This window comes from Bacillus sp. P4_D3 (genome assembly GCF_056401855.1).
Genome location: NZ_JBFUIN010001342.1, coordinates 1 through 531 on the forward strand (window position 1 = coordinate 1; position 531 = coordinate 531).

Annotated in this window: 1 protein-coding gene; it reads left to right on the forward strand. The window is 36.5% G+C overall.

What is annotated here, in order from left to right:
• Window positions 1-531 (forward strand): Cna B-type domain-containing protein (locus AC1DTM_RS31230; protein ID WP_477001791.1); only part of this gene is annotated, 531 nt, incomplete at both ends.

The window sequence follows — 531 nt, forward strand, 5'->3', positions numbered from 1 at the left end:
AGAGCAAGAAGTAAAAGCTGATCAAGAAGGAAACTGGAACTTCAGTTTCAAAGATCTTCCGAAGTACGATGAACAAGGAAAAGAGTTCGAGTACAAATTAAGTGAAGTAAAAGTGAAAGACTATGAAGTAAAAGTAGACGGAACAACAATTACGAATACTTACAAGAATRYGGACAAAACAGAACTAAGTGGYAAGAAAGTMTGGGWWGACTATAACAACCAATTCAAGACACGTCCGGAAAGCATCACAGTTCAATTGCTTCAAGGTGATAAAGTGTTTAAAGAGCAAGAAGTAAAAGCTGATCAAGAAGGAAACTGGAACTTCAGTTTCAAAGATCTTCCGAAGTACGATGAACAAGGAAAAGAGTTCGAGTACAAATTAAGTGAAGTAAAAGTGAAAGACTATGAAGTAAAAGTAGACGGAACAACAATTACGAATACTTACAAGAATACGGACAAAACAGAACTAAGTGGYAAGAAAGTCTGGRAAGACTATAACAACCAATTCAAGACACGTCCGGAAAGCATCAC